Raw genomic sequence first — 22,277 nt, forward strand, 5'->3', positions numbered from 1 at the left:
ATGGCAGAAGAAGTAAAGTACGACGAAAGCAGTATTAGATCTCTTGATTGGAAAGAACATATTCGGCTCCGTCCGGGAATGTATATTGGAAAACTCGGCGATGGTTCCGCCGCAGATGATGGCATATACGTGTTGGTAAAAGAAATCATCGACAACTCCATTGATGAGCACACCATGGGCCACGGAAAAGCAATAGAAATAAAAATCATGGACCACCGTGTTGAGGTTCGAGATTATGGTCGGGGCATTCCTTTGGGAAAATTGGTTGATTGTGTTTCTAAAATCAATACAGGAGGGAAATACGATTCAGGTGCCTTCCAAAAATCGGTCGGGCTTAATGGCGTAGGTACCAAAGCGGTGAATGCTCTCTCCAGTTATTTCAAAGTTCAGTCGTTTCGGGAGGGAAAAACCCGGTGGGTTGAATTCCGTAAAGGAGAAATAACCACTGAATCAGCAGAAGAAGCTACAACCCAACGCAATGGCACGCACATGATTTTTGAGCCTGATAATACCATTTTCAAAAACTACCACTATATCCCACAGTTTCTTGAAAACCTGATTTGGAATTACTGCTATTTGAATGCTGGGTTAACCATTAATTTTAACGGGCAAAAGTTTTTTTCTCAAAACGGGCTATTAGACCTTTTGCGAAACAAAACCGACGAAGATGCTATTCGGTATCCCATCATTCATCTGAAAGGCAATGATATTGAGATTGCCCTCACGCATGGCAACCAATACGGGGAGGAATATTATTCCTTCGTCAATGGCCAGTATACCACACAGGGCGGCACGCACTTAGCGGCTTTTCGTCAATCGCTCGTCGATACTGTCCGCGAGCACTTTAATAAAGATTATGCGGTAGAGGATGTCCGGGCGTCCATCATTGCGGCCGTCAGTGTGCGAGTTCAGGAACCAGTATTTGAATCACAAACTAAAACAAAACTGGGATCTAATAATATCTCTCCCGATTCCAACAGCCCAACCATTCGTACGTTTGTCAATGATTTTTTGAAAGCGAAGTTGGACAATTTTCTGCACATGAACCCCTCGGTGCGGGAAGCCATGAAAAAGCGAATTGAACAATCGGAACGTGAACGTAAGGAATTGGCAGGGATTAAAAAACTGGCTAATGACCGCGCCAAAAAGGCCAATTTGCACAACAAAAAACTTCGCGATTGCCGCAATCACCTTCCTGATGTAAAATCCGAAGACCGCTACGAAACCACCCTTTTTATCACCGAAGGAGACTCGGCCAGCGGCTCGATTACCAAATCCCGGAACGTACAAACGCAAGCCGTATTCAGCTTGCGTGGAAAGCCGCTCAACTGCTTCGGAATGACGAAAAAAGTGGTGTATGAAAACGAGGAGTTTAACCTCCTCCAACACGCACTCGACATTGAAGACGGTCTTGATAACTTACGCTACAACCGCATTGTGATTGCCACCGATGCCGACGTAGACGGGATGCACATTCGTTTGCTGATGTTGACATTCTTCCTGCAATTTTTCCCCGATTTGGTACGTAATGGCCATGTGTATATTTTGCAAACGCCTTTATTTCGAGTACGCAATCCGCGCAATCACAAAGAAACCATTTACTGCTACAGTGATGATGAGCGGCTGAAAGCCATCAAAAAACTCGGCGGTGGCAAAAAAGTGGAGATTACACGATTTAAAGGCCTGGGTGAGATTTCTCCTGATGAATTCGGTCGGTTTATCGGAGAAAATATGCGTATTGAGCCCGTTATTTTGGACAAAGAAGCCACCATTCCCAAATTACTGAGTTATTATATGGGCAAAAATACGCCTGATCGTCAGCGATTTATCATTGACAACCTGCGGGTAGAAAAAGATATTCTAGAAGAGGAACCCGTAGCAGAGGTAGCATAACTCGCACAACATTAAAAAAGGCTCGGTAGCAATGTTGCCGAGCCTTTTTTAATGTTGTGCCCATTATCCCGTGGCGTATTTGCGTTTCCGAGTCCATTGCCAAACTCCCCCCAGAAGTCCGATTAGCACCAAAGGAGCCAATAGATTAAGCAATTGCCATTGGGTGCGCTCTTCCTTCAACCTGATTTTATCCAACGGACGCAGCGTTACCTGCTTATTTCGTGCCGTAATCAATCCTTCCGAATCCATCAGGTAATCAATAGCGTACAATACAAAATCTTTGTTGGCAAAAGTTTTTCCCGACAAACGGTCATACCCCAGCGGAAAAGGCGCATCCCGGGCGTAATCAATGTCATTGACCAACATATCGCCGTCAGAAACGACCAATATTTTGGCGGGTTTTCCTTGTCCCACAAAAGAACTCATGCGCGGGTCGTTGGGAAGAAGGCGATTATTGTAAAGTGATGAGAAAGACCCTTCCAATAGCAGAGCTACATTTTTTACGCCCGCATTGTATTCTCTCGGGTCTGGTTGTTGGCGCGCTTCGTTGTAGGCCACCAACGCGGGCGCTTTTAGAAGCTTGGTATACTGGGAAGTAAGCAAAAGCGGTGTTTTGACAATGCCGGGCGCATCAACGGTATCAATGCTGCTGGGAAAACGTGTGTAAATGGCATCTAAATTTCGGACAATCGGGTGTTTGCCAAAATTATTAATCAACGGAAAAAAACGCCACGGCATGGGTTTAATCTGAGGTTTGTCGCCCATGTTGCCCACATTGAGCGGAAGCAAGGCACAGCTGAGGTCTTTGACAAGATTTTGATTGATACGGCATCCGTATTTAAACAGCAAATCATCCAAATTCAGCGCCGAGGGCTGAGCAAATGTACCTTCCAAACTGACACTGTCGACCCGCGCCCCGTCGGCAAAAAGCACTAATTTTCCACCCCGCATCACAAATTGGTCAAGTCGGTATTTTTCATCTTCCGTAAAGGGCAAATCGGGTTTGGGAATGATAAGTAAATCGCCTTTTTCCCAAGAATCAGGATTCTGAACGTCGAAGTACAAGTCATAGTTTTGTTGGAGTGTAGCCAACAAATCCGAAAAACGCGGCGGTGGCACTTTGGTATGCCCCACCAAAATACCAATGCGTTTGTGTTCTTTAAGCGTCAGCCGACGAATGGCCGAAGCCAGTTCAAACTCCACTCCTTCATACGACTGATTCAGCCGTTCTTCTGGGGAAGCAGATTGATTTCCCTTCAACAATTGTACAGGATATTCTTTGCCTTCATATACAAGCATAGCTCCCGGAAATACCAATCGCTCCGTGCGTTTCCCGTCTTCATTGGCAAATAAATTGGTTGGAATAAGCCCTTTCTGCGTTAGCTCTTCCTGTAATTTTGGGTCGTTGGGTTCAATAAAACGGTAGGCGATATTGGCCCCTGCATAATCAGAAAACGACTCAAGGGTTTCTTGAACCGCGCGTTCAAGCCGTTCAAATCCAGCCGGAAAATCACCCGTCAAATAGACTTTTACCACCACCTGTCCATCCAGATTTTGGAGCAATCGTTTGGTAGCATCCGAAATGGAATACCGTTTTTCTTCCGTCAAATCCCACCGAAAAAAGACAAACGAGGCTAATACGTTCAGCCCCATAAGTGCAATCAGAAAGACCGCGATTTTTACAATTCGTTGTTTCATTCAAAAACGAATAAACAATTGATAATTAATTATTTGAAAAAGAAGTTACCATTTTTTGAAAATAAAAAAGACGGCCAGAACAATGAAGCCAAAGCCCACTAAATAATTCCACCGCACTTCTTCTTTAAGGTAAATAACGGCAAAACCTACAAAAACGGTTAAGCTGACTACCTCTTGAATGGTTTTTAGCTCAAAAGCATTGAATTCATACGACCCAATCCGGTTGGCAGGAACGGCGATACAATATTCAAAAAACGCAATGAGCCAACTAATCAAAATTACTTTCCAGAGGGAGGTTTCTTTATATTTTAAATGCCAATACCAAGCCGTAGTCATAAACAGGTTTGATAAAAACAGCAATAATGTGGTACGCATAACAAAGCTACAGGTAATGATTTTAGGACAAAGATACCATAAAGAAAAAGCGTTAGCTGATTTTCTGACCAACTAACGCTCTTCTCTATGTAAAATTTCACAAAATCACTTTCTAAAAATGCCAGCGCACAAATGCTTCCATGGCTTCATACTCCGCTAAGCCCAGTTGGTCATAGAGAAGCGCCGTACCGCTGTTGCGCTCTTCGGCACGCTGCCAAAATTCACGAGAGTCTTCTCCCTGAAACACCACGCCGTCTTTCTGCGATTGGTGTTTGAAAATTCCGTAGCGTTTTTTGACAACCTGATCAGGGCTCATCGGAACCGCCATTTCGATTTCGTGAATATCCCACTCCGCCCAGGCACCGCGATACAGCCATACCCAGCAGTCTTTCATAAAGTTTTTGTGCTTGAGCTGCTTCAACGCCGCCTCGATGGCATCCCAACACACTTTATGCGTACCATGCGGGTCGGCAAAATCGCCAGCTGCATAGATTTGGTGCGGTTTTACTTCTTCAATCAAATCGGCAATAATTTTGACATCGGCTTCACTAATGCCTTTTTTCTGAATCGTTCCTGTTTCGTAGAACGGCATGTCAAGGAAATGAAAATGTTCGGTTCCTACAAAACGGCAGGTAGCTTTGGCTTCTCCACGACGAATCAATCCTTTTACGTATCGAACTTCGGAGGTGTCAATTTCGCTGTCTTTTTTCTGCTTCAAAAAGGCCTTGGCATCGTTAAATATCTGCATCGCTGCCTGACTTTCAATTCCAAATTTGTGGTTGTAATCTACCACAAAATCAATGAAACGAAACGCCTCATCATCGGCTACGGCAATATTTCCCGAGGTTTGGTAGGCTACGTGCACTTCATGACCCTGATCAACCAATCGCTGAAAAGTACCTCCCATCGAAATAATATCATCGTCAGGGTGCGGGCTGAAAATAATAACCCGTTTTTTGGCAGGAAGTGCCCGTTCAGGACGGTGGGTATCATCGGCATTGGGTTTGCCACCCGGCCATCCCGTAATGGTATGTTGTAATTGGTTGAAAACGTTAATGTTAATATCATAGGCAGAACCATGAGCGGCCAGCATATCGCTCATCCCGTTGTCGTTGTAATCTTTGGTAGTGAGCTTAAGGATAGGCTTTTGTAGCGTAAATGACAAGTGAGTTACGGCCTTCTTGATCATTGAGTTATCCCACTCTACGGTATCAACCAACCACGGCGTTTTTACACGTGTCAGGTCATTGGCCGCTCTTTCGTCCACAAAGAAGGCCACATTAGGATGGGCCTGCAAATATGAAGCGGGTACCAATTCCGTTACTGGGCCTTCGACTGCGGCCTTAATCATAGGTGCTTTGCGCTCACCCCATGCCAACAATACCACTCTTTTGGCATTGATAATGGAGGCGACCCCCATGGTAATGGCCTTTTTGGGCACTTGGTGCAATCCACCGAATTCCATGGCCGCTGCCGCACGAGTCGAGTGGTCGAGCGTCATCAAACGGGTGCGGGAATTGATTAATGAACCCGGTTCGTTAAAACCGATGTGCCCATTTCCTCCAATCCCAAGCAACTGAAAATCAATACCTCCCATGGCGTTGATTTTGTTGTCATAGCGATGGGCAAAATCAGCAATCATGGTTGGTGGAACGGTGCCATCGGGGATGAAATAATTCTCCTGCGGAATATCCACGTGGTCAAAAAGTTGCTCTCGCATGAAGCGAACATAACTGTGAATGGAATCCGGCTGCATGGGATAATACTCGTCTAAGTTGAACGAAATTACGTTCTTAAAACTTAGCCCTTCTTCCCGGTGCATTTTGATGAGCTGCGCATAAACCGTTTTGGGCGACGAGCCCGTTGCCAGTCCTAACACGCAGGGTTTCCCTTCTTTTTGCTTGCTGCGAATCAAATCAGCAATCTCTTTTGCCACCGCCGCAGATGCGTCTTTGGCATTAGCGTATATCTGCGTTGGAATCTTTTCGTAGGTAATGGCTTGACCTACAATACCGCTGTTGGCGGTTTGGGCTTGAATCATTAAAGGTTCAGTAATCATGATCAAGAAAAAATGTGATTTTTGCGTCCAAAGGTAGCTACTTGTAAGATAATTAGCGAGTTAAATTAATAAAAAAATTTAAAAATTAACTTTTTCTTCACCTAACCGTCTGATTAACCCCTTAATATTCGCCTCGTTTGTATAGATAATTTCGTGTTCATCGGTTGGTAAAACAGAGGCCATACTTACCCCTGATTTGTGATAAGTCATTGCTCCTTGTCTGACAGCTTTACCTGTTAAATGTAAAGCATTTGCTCCTGTCTTAGCTAAAAGTACAGCATTGTCGGCATTTACGCCACTCCCCGCCATTATTTCTATTCTTCCGCTTGATTTTTCTACGAGTTGAGCGATTAACTCCTTGCCTTCTATCGCCAAATTTTGTTGACCCGAAGTCAATATACGCTCGGCCCCCGTTTCAATAATCGCCTCTAATGCCTCCAAAGGATCGGAAGCCACATCAAAAGCCCGGTGAAAAGTTACGCCCATGGGCTTAGCCAAGGCAACCAATGCTTTTGTTTGTTCAATATCTACTTGTCCGTTGGGCTTTAACAATCCAAACACTACACCGTCGGCGCCGCTTTTTTTGGCAGCTAGGATATCCATTCGCATTACTTCAAGCTCTTCTTCATCATAACAAAAATCTCCCCCACGCGGACGAATCATGACGTAAAGTTGAATGGAAAGCACAGACCGAGCCCGTTGAATCAGCCCATAGCTTGGCGTGGTTCCGCCCTCATATAGGCCTCCACACAACTCTACTCGATGCGCCCCCGCTCTTTGGGCGTTTAAACAAGATTCTATCGAAAAAGCACAAACTTCAACTTGCATAAGCAAACGATTAAATTCAGAAATGAGAACAAGTTCAAAATTAGAATAACAATTTGACTCTTTTTAGGCCAGAACCAAAGATATTAAATACCCTGCCCAATTGGAATATTTATAGCTCTCCTGTGAAGTTTAGACATTCCTCTGAAAATCAGCGAAATAATGCATTAGATTTTTAAACCTTTTTTGTCCATTTTTGTCAATACATTTTACCAATACCATCTACTTGAACGTTAAAAATTACTCTTATGCCTGTTTGGGATATATCAAACGCTAAACATCTGCTTTCTCGGTGTTTATTTGGCTATTCTCGCAAAGATTTGGAGCAAGCGTTATCTTATCCAACGCTTGAGGAGTTTGTGGAGAAATCCCTTTTAGCTTCGCTTCCACTCCCCACTCCTCCTGGTGATTGGGTCAACGAAAACCCCGTCGCCAACAATGGCACCGCCGACGGCGATCGCTATCGAAGTATGACCTATTGGTGGTACAATCAACAACTGGGGGAAAAGCTAAATATGCGCGAAAAAATGGTGTTGTTTTGGCATAATCATTTTGTTTCAGAGCGTGACAAGGTAAATTTTCCCCAGCACATGTACCGACAAAATACACTTTTTAGGCGCAGTGCATGGGCAAACTTCAGGCAACTGACCAAAGAAGTCACCATTGACCCTGCCATGCTAATTTATTTGGACGGCCGACTGAGCAGCGGCAACACCCCCAACGAAAACTACGCTCGTGAATTGATGGAGCTGTTTACGTTAGGAATTGGCAATTATACGGAAACCGACGTAAAACAAGCCGCTTTGGCACTTACTGGTTGGCAGGTGAACGGTTTAAATGCCACCTTCAACCCCAACCGTTTTTCGAACAATACGAAGACTTTTTTGGGTAAAACAGGCAATTTCACCTACGGCGATATTGTCGACATTATTTTGGAAAAACCCGAAGCGGCCGAGTTTATATGCCGGAAGCTCTACAAAGAATTCATTTTCTATAAGCCCAACGAAACTTTTGTGAAGCAAATGGCCGATATTTTTCGTAAAAACAACTACGAAATCCGTCCAGTCCTATCTTTCATGCTTACCAACGACGAGTTTTATAAAACTGATTACAAAGGCGCAAAAATCAAAAGCCCCATGGAGACGACCATTGGTATTTTAAAGGCTTTTGACATGACCCCCGCACAAATAAACCCTACCGCCGACTGGGCATATGTATATACGCAATCACAGGCGCTGCAACAGCAACTCTTTTTGCCTCCGAGCGTTCAGGGATGGGTGGGCCAGCGCGACTGGATTAACTCCACAACGTTTGTTGTAAGAGGAGGTTTTTCTGACAATGTAGTCAATATGATGGGTAATGCGCGAGCGGTCCAATTCAAAAACATAAGTGCGCCCGTTGATTATGCCCGCTCATACAAAACCTCCGAAGATGCGGTAAAATTTGTAGACGAAGTCGTGACGCTCTTTTTACAATTTCCACTCAGTGCGCAGAAAAAAGACGCACTCGTAAGAACACTCCTCGGCGGTACTATTTTGGCCAATTGGTCTACTAGCACGCCAGGAGCTGATGTTCAACTCAAAGTTTTTTTTAAAGCTATAATGCGGCTCCCTGAGTTTCAACTTGCCTAGTTCTTTATCCAAAACGTAAAAAATATGAACCGTAAAGAGTTTATACAACAACTGAGTCTTATTTCGGGAGGAGTGGCGTTTGGGATGGGAAATATGCCAGTAAAGGCCTTTGCTCACAATCCTTTTGCCCTTAATCTGGAAGCCACGAATGGCAAAATCTTTGTGCTGGTTCAACTATCTGGCGGCAATGATGGCCTCAATACAGTGGTGCCTTACGAGAATCCGCTTTATTATAACAAGCGCGCAAATATTGCCATAAAAAAAGAAAGCGTACTCCCGCTTACCAGCCAAATGGGGTTAAACCCCGCCATGAGCGCGTTGAAAGCGCTGTACGACAATGGGAAAATGAGCATCGTTCAAAATGTAGGGTATCCAAGCCCTAACCGTTCTCATTTTCGTTCTACCGACATTTGGCTAACCGCGTCTGATGCCAACGAAGTATTGGATGAGGGCTGGGTCGGGCGGTATTTAACCCAACTTTATCCAGGTTTTCCAATTCAGATTCCAGACCAGCCCATGGCTATTCAGCTAGGCGCGGTAGAATCACTCCTGATTCAGTCTGATTTAGGATCTACGGGGGTTGTTTTTAATGACCCTAATAACTTTTATAATTTAGTAAAAGGTACAAGTGTTGACACAGACCCCATTCCCAATACACTTGCAGGCGAAGAGCTAAAATTTATGCGGCAGATTGCTTCTCAATCCGTTGCCTACTCCGACATTATCAAGAAAAAATGGGATAATGCGACCAAAAACGTTACGTCTTTTCCCAATACTAATTTGGGGACACAGTTAAAAATTGTGGGGGAACTCATTTCGGGCGGATTACAAACGCCTTTTTATTTAACAACCATCGGCGGCTTTGATACTCACGCCAATCAGGTAGTGGCCAACGCAACCACCACGGGAACCCACGCTAACCTGCTCAAAACCGTCTCTGAGGCTGTCGCGGCCTTTCAAAAAGACATGACCAAAAGAGGATTAGGCGACAAAGTCGTTGTCATGACCTTCTCCGAATTTGGCCGCAGAGTAACCCAAAACGGAACCATGGGAACCGACCACGGTTCTGCAGCCCCTTTATTTGTAGTCGGCAATTCAGTATTGGGCGGTCTGGTTGGAAAAAATCCCGTTTTAAGTGACGTAGACAACAACGGGGATATTAAATATGAATTTGATTTCCGCCAAGTTTACACCAGTGTATTGCAAGACTACCTTGGGGTAGAGCGCGCCATGGCAACGACCATTATGGGCAACAAGGAGTTTAAAACGGTGCCTATTTTCAAACCTGTCCCTGATACAACGCTGGCTACCAATCCTGACTTTAATTTAGAACAAAACTTTCCCAATCCATTTACCGACTTAACCAGAATCACCTACACCATCAACAAACAGATGTACATTAAGCTGGCGCTGTATGATTTGATGGGGAGAGAAATAGAGGTATTGCGCGAAGGTATGGCACAAAACGGCAGTTATACCCTTCCAATAAACGGGCTTCATTGGACACCGGGCTATTATCTATGTATGTTAAGATGCGATACAGGTCAAAAAGTAATTCGATTGGTAAAAATGTAACCTCTCCATCCTTTTCACCGATAGCCCGTATCAAAATTCTTGCTTTAACTCTCTCTTTTTCATTACATTTATCCTCCTTATACCAAATTATCAAATCGAGCGTTAAAAGTTTGGTATAATTTTGGAGGTTGAATATCATCATATTAAAGAGAAATTGCAGCAGTTAGCTTATATTATGAAAAATTACTTCCCAGCAGCGTTTTTTGCCACCCTGCTGTTTTCTTTCCAGCTTACTCACGGGCAGTCAACGTCAGAAAAAATTGACAAACGGACCCAAAAGTTACAGGAAAGAAAAGCCAAAGCCGATAGCTTACTTCAAAAAGCAGGACTTTCAACCGCTGCTCCGAGCGTTGGGGCAACCGTGGGTGGAAAAGCCGTAAAACCCGCCGATGCCGTGGGCTTTTTCACGGAAACGATTCCTGATTTAGGCCTTAAAATCAAAGAATACCGCAAAGCAGAAAAAGCAAAACGCAAGAAAAAGAAGAAATTCCATACCGATTATGAGGGACTGTCTATTCTTCGCATGACCTCCTCAACTGGAAGCGGTGACCGAATTACCCAGATTGAATTTCACGTATTGAAAGAAACCCGTCCACCGCGTCAATATGATGGAGTAGACGTATTTTGGTACGATTCTCGCAACCGAATTATCTCAAAAGCTGCCATCAAGGACAAAGAATCGGCCCTTATTCTTCACGGCCCTTACAAACGCTATGCATCTGGAGCCTTGGTCGAAGAAGGTAATTATTACGTTGGCACCAAAGACGGACGCTGGGAAACATACGACGCCAACTACCGCTTACTGGACAAAACAAAATGGTCACGCGGGTTCCCTGCCGAATCGGTTGTCAGCTATTATGACTCCGCACACACCAAAGTCCTTGAAGTGATTCCTATCCATTATGGAAAAAGAAAAGGGGATTATCTCAAATATTACGACGGCGGTCAATTGATGGTAAAAGGCCAATACGACAATGACCTTCCCATTGGTACCTGGAATGAATACTACCAATACCGGCGCCAACGTAAAAAAGTGACGCGTTATCCCCGCTACTGGTACGAAGACGGCGAAGGAATTTTAATCAGTGAATGGGATGATAAGGGAAAACTTATCTACGAACGCCCCAAGGACCAAATACCCGCCGAAGAATCAGAAAATTAATATTTGCAACAAAGTTGCATTTAATATACTTTTGTGAAAAATTCACAAAGGGTGGTTCGTCTGTTTATTGTATTATTCTTCATTGGTTTGCTTGACTTCAACAAAGTTCACGCCCAAAATACGGCGGACTGCGATTGTTTTGTCAAAGGCGTGGTCAAAGACCGTGAGACCAACCTGCCCATTGTCGGTGCCGTACTAACCATCAAAAATACCTCAAAAGTAACCACTACTGATGCCGAAGGTCACTATAAATTTGACCGATTGTGTCAGGGCAGTTACGTGCTGGAATGTAAAATTATTGGCTACAAAACCACCCGCACCTCCATTGCGCTACAACACAGCGCGGAAGAAAACCTCAATCTCAGCGAAGACGAAGTGCACTTGCAGGACGTAGAAATCGTCGCACGGCGCGTCACTTCACTGACGCAACCTTCGGGTTCTTTACAAAATCAATCACTAGAACAAACACGCGGCCAAACCTTGGCCGAGGCACTGCAAAAAATTGTGGGTGTGACCATGCTACAAACGGGCGCTTTCATTGCCAAACCCGTTATCCACGGACTACACAGCAATCGGATTCTAATCATTAATAACGGAATACGGCAGGAAGGACAACAATGGGGCTCTGAACATGCACCCGAAATCGACCCCTTCATTGCCAAACGCCTAACCGTTGTGAAAGGTGCCGCTGGTGTTCGATACGGCTCAGATGCCATCGGCGGGGTCATTCTAGTAGAACCCGCAGAACTGCCTTACACAACTGGCTCAATAAGAGGCGAGTTGAATACCGTTGGGTTTACAAATGGACGCACTGGGGTTTTGTCAGGAACAATTGAAGGTAGGCTCAATAAATGGAAAGGGTTTGGCTGGCGCCTGCAAGGCACCCTCAAAAACGGCGGCAATATTCGAACACCCGATTATTTTTTGGCCAATACGGGCGTTCGTGAACAAAATTTTTCGGCAGCAGCAGGCTATCGTTCTCTCAAACTCGGTGCCGAAGTTTTTTACAGTCAGTTCCACACCAACTTAGGTATCTTTTCGGGCTCACACATCGGAAGCACCTCTGACTTACTCAACGTCATTCAGAATGGTGAGCCCTTCATTAAAGCCGATTTTAACCGCGCCATTGAGCGTCCGAATCAGCTCGTTGACCATGATTTGTTAAAGATAAAAGCCTACTGGCAATTTTCAGGGAATCGTCTTTCGCTGACGCTAGGCCGGCAACACAACCAACGCGCCGAATACGACCTGCACGGTCCGCAGGCCGCCCTAAAGCCCGCACTGCTGTTTCGGATTACTACTTTAACTAGTGACGTGGTTTTGGAGCATAAGCCCATTGCCAAAGAAATCACTGGTCAAATCGGATTCAGCGGTTTGCACCAATACAACTTTACCGATGGCCGCCCCTTAATCCCTGATTTTGAGCAATCCAACGCGGGCGCATTTGTGATTGAGCGCTGGATTAAACAAAAATGGGAATGGGAAGCGGGTCTACGATATGATATGCGTTGGCTTCAAGTGTATCGTTTTATCGGACAAACATTAGACCAACGAAACCATCAATTCAACAGTTGGTCAGGTACCATTGGGAGCGTATTTAATGCCAACTCACATCTCTCTGTAAGAGCAAATTTTGGCACCGGCTGGCGCCCCCCCAGCGTCAACGAATTGTACAGCAAAGGAGTACACCACGGCGCAGCCGCCTATGAAGAAGGCAACGAAAGCCTGCGTCCCGAAACCGCCTATAATTTGATGGGAAACGTGGAATATACCTCCGAACGTTTTCGTGCTGAAATAGGATTTTACCACAATTTCATTCAAAACTTTATCTACCTAAAACCGCAGTCGGAACCCATTCTGACCATTCGCGGGGCTTTTCCTTATTTTAAATACGTTCAAACAAACGCGACATTTTCGGGTGCCGACGTCACAAGTGAATGGAATATTACTCAACGCTGGGAGCATACTGCCAAAATTTCTTATCTGAGGGCTTACGACCAGGCCGACGATAATTATCTGGTGGCCATCCCCGCTAATCGCATTGAAAACGGTCTGCGTTACAAAATTGGGAAAGTGATTCACTCCCATGATTCTTTCGTTTCCATTGGACATTTATGGGTCGATCAACAAAAGCGCGTTCCGCCCAATAGTGATTTTATGCCTCCCCCTTCTGCCTATCATTTATGGTCAATCCAAGTAGGTGGCGATATAATTTTGACCGAAAAACAAAAAATAACGTGGGGCATTACGGGACAAAACCTGTTTGATACTGCCTACCGCGACTATCTTAACCGATTCAGGTATTATTCACTGGACCAGGGCCGCAATTTTTCAGTGCGTTTAAAATGGATTTTTTAATTTTTAACTACATTTCAACATGAAACCTGCACATTCATTATTAACCATTACATTGGCTTTTACCCTTACTGCCGTCATTTGGAGTTGTGGAACGAAGGAAGCTCCCGCCCCAGAAGACGAAAACGAGCTAATTACCACCGTACGCCTGACTTTCACCGAAGACGGAACAACAACTCCCCAAAAATTTGAATGGAAAGATTTGGACGGCGACGGCGGCAATGCCCCAACAACGTCACGGATTACCTTAAAAGCAAGCCGCAGCTACAAGGTAGATGTTGAATTTTTGGATGAAAGCAAAACACCAACTGATAACATAACCGACGAAGTACGGGAAGAAGGGGATGAACATTTGGTCGTATTAACGCCCACGCCTTCGTCGCTGTTTACCTACACGGCAAGTGACAAAGACAGCCGTAATTTCCCGATTGGATTGTCTGGAAATGTTGCCACTGGCAGCATCAATCAAGGTTCGCTTCGCCTTCAGTTGCGCCACCAGCCCCCTGTAAATGGCCAACCCGTTAAAAATGGCACCGTTGCCCCTGGAAGTGATGATGTAAATATCACCTTTGATGTAGTAGTAGCTCCCTAATAATTCCTTTGGTTATAACACACCCCAAATAGGGCTGGCTCCTGACCATGCACTAAAAAAAAAGACGAAACTAGCTGATAATAGCCAATTTATTACTACTTTTGCGGTCTTATTTTTTTTTAAGGTGTCTTTTAGCCAAAAAGATATATGAAACTTTCCGAGTTTAAGTTTGACCTTCCTCAGAGCTTAATTGCTCTCTATCCTGCAGACCGCGGCGAGTCCCGTCTAATGGTGGTAAATCGTCAAACCAAAAAGATTGAACACAAAAAGTTCTCCGAAATTATAGACTACTTCGAAGAAGGCGACGCAATGGTCGTCAACGATACCAAAGTTTTTCCGGCACGCTTATACGGTCAAAAGGAAAAAACAGGTGCGAAAATTGAAGTTTTTTTACTTCGTGAGCTCAACCGTGAAATGCGGCTTTGGGACGTACTGGTAGATCCTGCCCGTAAAATTCGAGTAGGTAATAAATTGTACTTTGGCGATAGCGACTTGGTTGCGGAAGTCATTGACAACACCACCTCTCGCGGGCGGACCATTCGATTCCTGTATGACGGAAATCACGACGAGTTGATGCGCGCCATCGACGAGTTGGGAGAGACACCCCTTCCTCGCGACATTAAGCGCAAAGTAGAAGATGCTGACCGTGAGCGCTATCAAACCATCTTCGCTCAACACGTTGGTGCGGTAGCTGCGCCAACGGCTGGAATGCACTTTACGAAAGTGATTCAACGTCGGATGGAAATCAAAGGCATCAACTTTACCCCAATCACGTTGCACGTAGGGGTAGGTACATTCCGTCAGGTTGACGTTGAAGATTTGACCAAACACAAAACCGATTCCGAAAATTTCGCTATCACCGAGGCTTCGGCCAATGTAATCAACGAAGCGCTCGATAAAGGTAAACGTGTTTGTGCCATTGGAACAACTTCGCTCAAAGCACTTGAATCATCGGTATCGGCCAACAACCGCGTAAAACCCTTTGAAGGATGGACGGATAAATTTATTTTCCCGCCTTACGACTTCAAAATTTCCAACGCATTGCTGACCAACCTGCATTTACCTGAATCCATCTTGTTGATGATGACTTGCGCTTTTGGTGGCCATGACCTTGTCATGGAGGCTTATGAAGAAGCAATGAAGGAAAAATACAAGTTCTTTAGCTATGGCGATGCCATGCTGATTATTTAAGTTAAGTTCATAATTGGTCGTTAGTAAATAGTCCATAGTTACGTTTTTGTATTAATACTGACGGCTAACGACTGTTTACTAACGATTTTTTTATGACCAAATTTGCCATCATCGTTGCCGGCGGAAACGGCACCCGCATGGGCAGTAAAACGCCCAAACAATTCATGCTAGTGGGGGGTAAACCTATTTTAATGCGCACCATTGAAAAGTTTATCGCTTACGATTTTTCGCTGCAAATTCTATTGGTTCTTCCTGCCAATGAGATGAAAGCTTGGTATGCGCTTTGCGACAAACACGGATTTTATCCCGCCATTGTCACCGTGGCTGGGGGAAATACCCGCTTTCAATCCGTCAAAAATGGCTTAAAAAAAATAAGCGCAAAAGAAGGCTTAGTTGCAGTCCACGACGGAGTGCGGCCCTTTGTTTCTCCAAGTATCATTGCCCAAAGTTTTGAAGTTGCCGCGCAAAAAGGCACGGCAGTTACGGCGGTCTCCCTCAAAGACTCCATTCGTTTTGTCGACGCCGACGGCGCTAACCGTTCCGTTGACAGAGCCGCTTATCGTTTGGTACAAACTCCCCAAACATTCCGTTTAGACTGGATGCGGCCCGCTTTTGATACCCCCGAACAACCGTTCTTTACCGATTGTGCCAGCGTTTTAGAACACGCAGGCCATCCCATTACCCTCATTGAAGGCGGTTACGAAAACATCAAAATAACCACTCCTGAAGATTTACTGTGGGCAGAAGCATTTGCCGCCCAGCCAGCAGAATAACATTCATAAGTCGGTAAACTAAGGCGTAAAATTTTATCTTTACCTTCAGATTTATAGAGAAATATTTACCACTAATCAATCTCTACGCTGTTGCAAGCTCGTCTCTCTGTTGATACGTATGTCGAAGGTATTTTATCAGGCAACCGGCTGATACTTAGCAGAGCTATTACACTGATTGAAAGTCAACTACCTTCCGACAGAATTCTAGCTCAGCGAGTCTTAGAACAGATATTACCTCGTACAGGCTCCGCCATTCGCGTCGGAATCACGGGAGTGCCTGGGGTTGGAAAAAGTACATTTATCGAAGCATTCGGCAAAACATTGACCGCCGACGGCAAAAAAACGGCGGTATTGGCCATTGACCCCACCAGTCAACGCTCCAAAGGGAGTATCATGGGCGACAAAACGCGCATGGAAGAACTCGCCCACGACCCAATGGCATACATTCGCCCTTCACCTTCTGGCGGCTCATTGGGCGGCGTAGCCAATAAAACCCGCGAAACCCTCTTACTTTGTGAAGCGGCAGGATTTGACATTATACTGGTTGAAACTATGGGAGTAGGGCAATCCGAAACCGTCGTAAAAGGAATGGTTGATTTCTTCCTTTTATTGATGCTCGCGGGAGCAGGTGATGAACTCCAAGGCATCAAAAAAGGAATTATGGAAATGGCCGATGCCGTAGTAATTACTAAAGCCGACGGCAACAACCAATCCGCTGCCCAACGAGCAGTGGTAGAATACCAAAATGCTTTTCATTTATTCCCCCCCAATGAAAATGGCTGGTTTCCTCCCGTTTTGACCTGCTCAGCTCTAGAGAAACGAGGTTTACACGAAATATGGAATCAAATTCTTCAATTTGATTCACAATCCAAAGCCACTGGATTCCACGTTAAAAACCGCCGACAACAAAATCTGGAGTGGATGCACAGCCTCATCCGTCAGACGTTGGAAGAACAGTTTTACGGCCATAAAGAAATCACCGAACAACTCCATGAAGTTGAACTAATGGTACAAAACGAAAAGTGGCTGCCCATGAGAGCCGCCACTTTTTTGATGGATATTTTTCGTTCTTAAATCTCTTATTTGATTATCCTCACTGTCAATGGGATACACTTAGCAGGAGGGCACTCAGGAGGAGTGACTTCCAATACCGACACCTCTACTTGGCTTTTTCCAGAAGCTGCCGACCCAGCACCACAACTGCCTGTCACTGTCAAAATTTGATAGATTGTATCGGTGGCTGGTGATACCGATACCGTTTTGACTGGCTCTACCTGGGTTAATTGAATGGGTGCTTCTCCAGTAATTGTAACAGTAGCTGGAAAGACACCATTTTGTGACGAGAGCGTCAGAATCGCCACTCCACCCGCATTGATGGTAGTATCTCCTGCAATCGCAACTACAGGAAGCGAGCATTGATTCATAATGTTGGTAAATGTCCCGTTTATTTCTTCGGTCAGCGTCCGACTCGGATCCTCCACCGTTGGGGAGGCATACGCACGGGTTATTACGGTATTAGGCAGCGAATTGGAAGCGCCCTTTGGCAGAAAAAACAAGTCATAGCATTTGGAAGTATTTGTTCCATTCAGCGCAAATTTGACGTCCGCGATGGAAATCCAAGAAGTTCCCACGGTAGTTCCACTCCCTTGCTCTCCTCTGTACAAAATATTCAGCGTAAAAACAGAGGTATCTACCCCAACATCTGTTAATGAAGTTATGTTAAAGTAATCTCCTGATGTAAAGTTATTTCGGCTTTTGATAGACGGATTTGCGAGCTGGGCACTTTTATAGAAAATTCTCAAATTGGCATTTCCCATTACGAATGCACTGTCAGGGGCTTGGATTTCGACACTGACAATGGCGCTGTCACAACTAATTGATTTTGTAACCAGTCGTAACTTAAAACTTGTTTGCGCAAAAGCCCCAGTTGCGTAAAAAAAGAGTAATATACCAATGAGAATTGGTCCACGACCAATGATTGGATTTTTCATAACATTATCGGTTTATAACTATCGTATTTCAGCAAGACCCTAGAATTAATGATAAGATCTACTTTTAGGGTCATCTCATTTTATGTTCATCTCACTTTTTTAAATTTTTCGTTAGTGAACTGCGCATATTAGTTAGTGATTTATTGCAAAAAACGTGCCATCAATAGAAATTGACACCTGAGAATCGGCCATTATTTAAACGCCATACGGTATTGTCATTGGCATCGGGAGCGCCGTCCATGTTAAAATCTGTTGTTAGATAACGGCCTACTTTTCCATTATCTACTCGCCATTTACTGGTATCGTTTGCGTCAATTTGCGAAAGTGAATTTTTGGTACAGTCGGCCGCATACAGTACGAACAATCCTCCCGAGAGTTGCTTTTGCCCATTGGCCGGTGAGCCCGCTGGAATGTAGGATTGCTGCGTAGAAAAGTTATAATTAATGCTGTTATTGATGACCGCAATTGCCTGATGCGAAACAGCACCTATATGATTACGGTGCTCAACTACAACAAAATACGATTGATTTATTGGCAAAACAGGGCAAGCGCCTACCCACGAAACGCTACCATTGGAAAGCAACAACGCAGCGGTACGAAAAACAGTTGTGATAGGATCTTGCGCAACTGTACGCAATGAAATCAAAACCCAATCGACTGCGTTGGAGGGATACGAAATTACGGTTTCTGAACCCGAATAATTCCACGGTGCTCCTGAATATGGCTGCCCAGCGGGGGTTGGTACTCCTAATGAGCTTACAGGTGTCTGCCCGGGCAAAAGCCCTTGCTGATTTAGCTTGTTTGTCATGGTCTGACTTCCAGCATAAGGCCCCTCCAAAAACAATGCCAAGTTTAAGCAAACGGCTGCTGTTGAAACACCAACGACATTAACCTGAATTCCAGCACGGGTACTTTCACAATTGTTCGCCGTCTGAGAGACATAATAATCGGTAGTTCCAACATCAACAGTTGAAGGAGTAGGTGCAACACTACTTCCCATTCCTCCAGAAGCAGTCAAATACCATTTTAAATTCGTTCCCACGGCACTTAACGGAGATGCTGTTTGTCCTTGTGAATAACTTATCGGGGTGGTAACACCCGGCGCATCGGGAATAGCATTGATGATAAATGTGCTACTTGCAGACCCTGTCACACTTGGAGAAATAGAAATAACCCTCACCTTATAACCGATTCCAGCAATTGCATTTTCGGGTATTTGCGCGGTTAACGGACTTCCCGTACCCGTAGTAGGAATAGTAATAAAATTATTTCCAGTATTATCTGAAAGTTGTACGACATAGGAGGTTGATGAGAAATTAGCTGCCGTAAATCCCACACTAATTACTTGTCCAGCACATACGGAGCTTGGAGTCACTGCATTAGTGATGATTGTTGCAGGAGAGGGAGAAGTTACCTGCAACATATAGTCTTCCGTTTCACCAAAAGGAAGTAGTCCGCATGGATTGGTGACAGCACTGCTCACGCCAAAATTAAAGCCCGAACGTACTCGAACCCTTACTAATCCTTGAACGGAGATAGGTATGACAAAAGCACCTGATGCTACTGGATTCATACGAGGCATCGAAACCAAACTATCACTTCGATATACCCTTTCGTTTAATTCAAAATAACCATCTTGGTCAAAATCTACCCAAATAGATACGTGTTGATCATAATAATTACCCGAACCCTGTGCCACTGCGGCAACGGTAAAAGTATACGTATTCCCCGCCGTTACCGGATAAGGAGTACCCGTGTAGTCTCCATAGTTGGCTAGGGAGCAATTTGAATTGTTATTATTAATAATGGTTGTGGCTCCTTGCTTCAATACGAATTCGTCTATGACAACTGCCGCGGTGCCGCATGCGTAGGTATACGTAGGCGTACAGTAATTCAGTGCCGTTGAAATCGTAAGTACTGCACTATATTGAGTTGAAGAATTAGAGGCTTTAACCCGATAATAGTACGTTGTGTATGCGTTAATGGTTTGATCGATGTACGTGGTTGTGTTGGGAGGCAAGCCACCAATCGGCATAAAACCCTCTGCTGCCGAGATGCTAGAACGCTCAATAATAAAGCCAGATTCATTGGAAGAATTATCGGCAAAAGTCAAAGAAAGGCCCGAAGCCAACAACATTCCTGTCAAATTTCCTGGTACATTGCTCCCCGTTACGGTTGGTCCACATGAAAAATTATATTGATTAGAGGGGTCGCTACGTAGCAAAAAACCGTCGGCCATTCGTGCGTATTGACCTGGGGTAAAATCGCTACCACAGCTCACCGGGTAGTAGGACATCATATTTGACAACGACGGCATGTATAATTGGCCTTGCGGGTCACGGGCGGCTCCAGTATAAGTACACCCTTGGATTGCGACCGAATCTCGTCCGTAAGGGTCGGCGGGCGTATCACACAATAAATCCCCCTTAAGTGTGCAGTTTGCGCCCTGCATCGCATTACGCGTTACGTATTCCCGTTCTGCATTATTTATATTATTACTGTTTTGAAACGTATGTAATAAATTAAAATAGTGGCCTAATTCATGCGCCAACGTACGATTATCCGTTGCAGCTTGCGCTTGAATGAAGAGACTGTTTGAAATACTTAATGTACTCGGAAAATAAGCATAGCCTGAAACCGTCAGTGAGCCGAAGCGAATACTGTTGGGAAAATAGATATTGATGGCATTCGAAACATTATTGGCATTGCATAGTGCTAGCTCTTCCGTGTTATTGTAGTCGTAGTAAGCAGTATTGTTGATAATGTTGGGAGAACCGCAAAAATATAATTGTAAACCCGAACCTATGTTCTGAAAATAGCGGTTAATCTGTGCCAGTGAAGTGTTTAAATCCGCTAAACTAAGGCCGCCCGTACCATCATTTTTACGAAGAATATGCGCTTTGACGGGAATGTACTGAACCGCCATCAAGCCCGAAGTCCGGGCATTTTTAACAAATTGGCTTTTTAATTTTAAAAGCCTTTTCTCCAAACCTAGGATACTGTCGCTGGGTGGGTCGGCCACGGCACAGGGAGTAAGCTGTGCTGTTGCATTATTACAAAGCAACAATCCACATAATGCCGTCATCAAAATAAGAAAACGTAATCCGTTTTTTTTCATAACCCTACTTCTTGATTTCCCAATTATACCCCATGATTTATTTCACAGGTATAAAGGTTCATTGTTTGGATTTACGGTTAGGTAAATCAAATAATTCTCAGGATAAGTAGGGTATTCTTTAAATTTTTCGGCAATTAGTACGTCAATCTTAGATAAACTTAACAGAATACTATTTGTGTGATTCTTCTAAATAATATGGTTTTTATCTATTCTCCAAGGAATAAGCAAAAATACTTAATGAAGTCATAAACCAAGGACATAGTCGCGACCCAACATCCGCATTTGGCGCGCTATTTGGGCAGTACGACGTTGAACATAACTGGATGGATTTTTGACCGAAAAACGAAGTGGACTCGGTAGCACCGCCGCAATTCTTGCCGCTTCGTTTCGGGTCAGAGAAGATGCTGGTTTGTAGAAAAAACGTTGCGCCGCTGCCCCATACCCAAAAGTCATATTACCCGTTTCGGCTACGTTTAAATATACCTCCAAAATGCGTTCTTTTCCCCATATTATTTCAATCAAGACCGTGAAGTATGCTTCCAATCCTTTTCGTATATAACTACGTCCTTGCCAGAGAAATACGTTTTTGGCCACCTGCTGAGAAATAGTGCTGGCGCCTCTGATTTTTTTTCCCCGAAGGTTGTGTTTGAAGGCATTGCCCATTGATTTAAAATCAAATCCCCAATGTGCTGGAAACAACTGATCTTCCGAAGCTACCACCGATAGCGGCGCCTCTTTGGACATCTCACCCATCGGTGTCCAATCCGAATAAATTTTGCTGCTACGCCCTTCTGAAATAGCCTCCATTTTTCGGGCAATCATCAATGGCGTAACCCAAACAGGAACAAACTTCAAAACCGTTACCCATATCACCGAACCAATCACAAAATAAAGAATCGTTTTGAGTAAAATTCGCAAAATGAGTGAACGCCACCCAGCAGAAGCAGGCTTAGGTTTTGGTGCGGTAACGATAGCAGGACGAATACGATTAGCGGCCATAAAATGTCTTTGTTGGGCTGATAAAGATATTAAAAATTAC

Annotated in this window: 16 protein-coding genes; 9 read left to right on the forward strand and 7 right to left on the reverse strand. The window is 44.5% G+C overall.

What is annotated here, in order from left to right:
* Window positions 1-1,893 carry a DNA topoisomerase IV subunit B gene (locus tag DR864_RS16770; protein WP_114068067.1) on the forward strand — a complete coding sequence of 631 codons (1,893 nt, stop codon included), beginning with the start codon at window positions 1-3 and terminating at the stop codon, window positions 1,891-1,893.
* Window positions 1,894-1,956: 63 nt separating this feature from the next.
* Here DR864_RS16770 and gldG read toward each other — a convergent pair whose 3' ends face one another.
* The 4 genes from gldG to DR864_RS16790 all read right to left on the reverse strand — a co-directional run bounded on the left by gldG (window position 1,957) and on the right by DR864_RS16790 (window position 6,853).
* Complete coding sequence (gldG, locus tag DR864_RS16775) at window positions 1,957-3,591, reverse strand: gliding motility-associated ABC transporter substrate-binding protein GldG (protein ID WP_114068068.1); 1,635 nt, start codon at window positions 3,589-3,591, stop codon at window positions 1,957-1,959.
* Window positions 3,592-3,636: 45 nt separating this feature from the next.
* Window positions 3,637-3,966 carry a DMT family protein gene (locus tag DR864_RS16780; protein ID WP_114068069.1) on the reverse strand — a complete coding sequence of 110 codons (330 nt, stop codon included), beginning with the start codon at window positions 3,964-3,966 and terminating at the stop codon, window positions 3,637-3,639.
* Between the two features lie 112 nt (window positions 3,967-4,078).
* Window positions 4,079-6,025, reverse strand: a complete 1,947-nt coding sequence (gene nagB, locus DR864_RS16785; protein WP_205319122.1) for a glucosamine-6-phosphate deaminase — start codon at window positions 6,023-6,025, stop codon at window positions 4,079-4,081.
* A gap of 78 nt (window positions 6,026-6,103) precedes the next feature.
* A complete protein-coding gene (locus DR864_RS16790) occupies window positions 6,104-6,853 on the reverse strand; it encodes a copper homeostasis protein CutC (protein WP_114068070.1) in 750 nt (249 codons plus the stop codon).
* A 245-nt stretch (window positions 6,854-7,098) separates the two neighbouring features.
* Between DR864_RS16790 and DR864_RS16795 the strand changes: the two genes are divergently transcribed.
* The 8 genes from DR864_RS16795 to meaB all read left to right on the forward strand — a co-directional run bounded on the left by DR864_RS16795 (window position 7,099) and on the right by meaB (window position 17,203).
* Window positions 7,099-8,481 (forward strand): DUF1800 domain-containing protein, encoded by a 1,383-nt coding sequence (locus tag DR864_RS16795; protein ID WP_114068071.1) that lies wholly within the window; start codon window positions 7,099-7,101, stop codon window positions 8,479-8,481.
* 24 nt (window positions 8,482-8,505) lie between these two features.
* On the forward strand, window positions 8,506-10,056 hold the full coding sequence (locus DR864_RS16800; RefSeq protein WP_114068072.1) for a DUF1501 domain-containing protein: 1,551 nt from the start codon (window positions 8,506-8,508) through the stop codon (window positions 10,054-10,056).
* Between the two features lie 175 nt (window positions 10,057-10,231).
* On the forward strand, window positions 10,232-11,218 hold the full coding sequence (locus DR864_RS16805) for a toxin-antitoxin system YwqK family antitoxin (protein ID WP_229599405.1): 987 nt from the start codon (window positions 10,232-10,234) through the stop codon (window positions 11,216-11,218).
* 33 nt (window positions 11,219-11,251) lie between these two features.
* Window positions 11,252-13,576 (forward strand): TonB-dependent receptor, encoded by a 2,325-nt coding sequence (locus DR864_RS16810; RefSeq protein ID WP_229599406.1) that lies wholly within the window; start codon window positions 11,252-11,254, stop codon window positions 13,574-13,576.
* Between the two features lie 19 nt (window positions 13,577-13,595).
* Window positions 13,596-14,165 carry a hypothetical protein gene (locus DR864_RS16815; protein ID WP_114068073.1) on the forward strand — a complete coding sequence of 190 codons (570 nt, stop codon included), beginning with the start codon at window positions 13,596-13,598 and terminating at the stop codon, window positions 14,163-14,165.
* Window positions 14,166-14,312: 147 nt separating this feature from the next.
* Complete coding sequence (gene queA, locus DR864_RS16820; RefSeq protein ID WP_114068074.1) at window positions 14,313-15,356, forward strand: tRNA preQ1(34) S-adenosylmethionine ribosyltransferase-isomerase QueA; 1,044 nt, start codon at window positions 14,313-14,315, stop codon at window positions 15,354-15,356.
* Window positions 15,357-15,448: 92 nt separating this feature from the next.
* Window positions 15,449-16,129, forward strand: a complete 681-nt coding sequence (locus tag DR864_RS16825; protein WP_114068075.1) for a 2-C-methyl-D-erythritol 4-phosphate cytidylyltransferase — start codon at window positions 15,449-15,451, stop codon at window positions 16,127-16,129.
* A 90-nt stretch (window positions 16,130-16,219) separates the two neighbouring features.
* Window positions 16,220-17,203, forward strand: a complete 984-nt coding sequence (gene meaB, locus DR864_RS16830; RefSeq protein WP_114068076.1) for a methylmalonyl Co-A mutase-associated GTPase MeaB — start codon at window positions 16,220-16,222, stop codon at window positions 17,201-17,203.
* 5 nt (window positions 17,204-17,208) lie between these two features.
* On the opposite strand, the gene DR864_RS16835 is transcribed toward meaB, so the two are convergent.
* The 3 genes from DR864_RS16835 to mtgA form a co-directional block, all read right to left on the reverse strand.
* On the reverse strand, window positions 17,209-18,120 hold the full coding sequence (locus DR864_RS16835; RefSeq protein WP_114068077.1) for a hypothetical protein: 912 nt from the start codon (window positions 18,118-18,120) through the stop codon (window positions 17,209-17,211).
* Between the two features lie 160 nt (window positions 18,121-18,280).
* On the reverse strand, window positions 18,281-21,238 hold the full coding sequence (locus DR864_RS16840; RefSeq protein ID WP_114068078.1) for a GEVED domain-containing protein: 2,958 nt from the start codon (window positions 21,236-21,238) through the stop codon (window positions 18,281-18,283).
* 243 nt (window positions 21,239-21,481) lie between these two features.
* A complete protein-coding gene (gene mtgA, locus DR864_RS16845; RefSeq protein WP_114068079.1) occupies window positions 21,482-22,237 on the reverse strand; it encodes a monofunctional biosynthetic peptidoglycan transglycosylase in 756 nt (251 codons plus the stop codon).
* Window positions 22,238-22,277 lie beyond the last annotated feature (40 nt).

The sequence above is a fragment of the Runella rosea genome (assembly GCF_003325355.1).
Classification (GTDB): Bacteria; Bacteroidota; Bacteroidia; order Cytophagales; family Spirosomataceae; genus Runella; species Runella rosea.